This is a genomic window from Nocardia sp. NPDC058666 (assembly GCF_042714895.1).
GTDB lineage: Bacteria > Actinomycetota > Actinomycetes > Mycobacteriales > Mycobacteriaceae > Nocardia.
Genome location: NZ_JBHXRY010000004.1, coordinates 1 through 1,643 on the forward strand (window position 1 = coordinate 1; position 1,643 = coordinate 1,643).

Annotated in this window: 2 protein-coding genes; both read right to left on the reverse strand. The window is 67.9% G+C overall.

Translation table 11 applies throughout. From position 1 onward, the window contains the following. Positions 1–124 precede the first annotated feature (124 nt). A complete protein-coding gene (hisG, locus tag ACFWVD_RS11660; protein ID WP_379241998.1) occupies positions 125–976 on the reverse strand; it encodes an ATP phosphoribosyltransferase in 852 nt (283 codons plus the stop codon). 57 nt (positions 977–1,033) lie between these two features. Then, a complete protein-coding gene (locus tag ACFWVD_RS11665) occupies positions 1,034–1,315 on the reverse strand; it encodes a phosphoribosyl-ATP diphosphatase (RefSeq protein WP_379241999.1) in 282 nt (93 codons plus the stop codon). Between the last annotated feature and the right edge of the window lie 328 nt (positions 1,316–1,643).

A 1,643-nucleotide genomic window follows, 5' to 3' on the forward strand; every position in this document is an offset into this window, starting at 1 on the left:
CGCAAAACGCTCGACTGGGATACCCCAGCCGAGCGTCTGCGTGATCTACTCACCGTCTAACACCAGCGGTGTTGCGACGACCCCTAGAAATCGCCGGGCCAGGCGGGGGTTTCGGGTGAACGGCTCAGAACGCTCGGCAGGAGCGGATGTCGGTGGCCAGGATGGCCTTGGCGCCCAGGTCGGCGAGGCGGTCCATGAGTTCGTTGCCCTGTTTGCGGGGGACCAGGGCGCGGACTGCTACCCAGTCGGGGTCGGTCAGGGGGGAGACGGTCGGGGATTCGAGGCCGGGGGTGATGGCGATGGCGGCGTCGAACAGGGACTTGGGGCAGTCGTAGTCCAGCATCAGGTATTGCTGGGCGAAGACCACGCCCTGGATGCGGTTGATGATCTGGTTGCGGGCGCGGTCGTCGGGGTCCGAGCCGGTGCGCTCGATGAGCACGCCCTCGGAGTCGCACAGGGACTCACCGAAGGCGACCAGGTTGTGCTGGCGCAGGGTGCGGCCGGAGCCGACGACGTCGGCGATGGCGTCGGCGACGCCGAGCTGGATCGAGATCTCCACCGCGCCGTCGAGGCGGATCACGTCGGCTTCGATGCCGAAGCGGGCCAGGTCGGCGCGGACCAGGTTCGGGTAGGAGGTGGCGATGCGCTTGCCCGCGAGGTCTTCGACTTTCCAGTCCTCGCCCGCGGGGGCGGCGTAGCGGAAGCTCGAGCGGCCGAAGCCCAGCGACAGGCGTTCGCTGACCGGGGAGCCGGAGTCCAGGGCCAGGTCGCGGCCGGTGATGCCGAGGTCGAGCTCACCGGAGCCGACGTAGATGGCGATGTCCTTGGGGCGAAGGAAGAAGAACTCGACCTGGTTGGACAGGTCCAGGACGGTGAGCTCGCGGGAGTCGGTGCGTTTGCGGTAGCCGGCTTCGCTCAGGAAGGAGACGGCGGCTTCGGACAGCGAACCCTTGTTGGGAACTGCGACGCGCAACATGAGAATGGGGACCTTTCGGGGGAAGTGAGCAACGTGTCGATCGCGACGGTCGGGCCGTCACAGATGTCGGTACACGTCCTCGAGCTTCAACCCGCGACCCAGCATCATCACCTGGACCCAGTACAGCAGCTGCGAGATCTCCTCGGCGAGCGCGTCGTCGCTTTCGTGCTCGGCGGCCAGCCAGATCTCCCCGGCTTCTTCCAGAACCTTCTTGCCCTGGAAATGAACGCCTGCGTCCAGCGCGGCCACGGTGCCAGAGCCCTCAGGGCGGGTCTGGGCACGCTCGGTCAGCTCGGCGAACAGGGATTCGAAGTTCTTCACGAGAACAGATTCTTTCACACCACCGCCACCACAATTCCGGCCCCGCACACCACACCCACCTGAATCCGCCCTACCCACCCTCCCAACCCCGCACACCCGACCCACCGGAATCGGCACCACCCCGCCCTCCCCGCCCTGCACACACCACACACCTGAACCAGCCCTACCGCACACCCAGCCCCCCACACACCACACACCTGAACCGGCCCTACCGCACACCCAGCCCCGCACACCCGACCCATAGGGAGGGTCCGCCGCGCAGCGGCGTAGCGGCCCGGGGGGGGGGGGGGGGGGGGTGGGGGGGGGGGGGGGAGGCCAGTAAAGGGGGGGGAACGGTTGTGCTTCC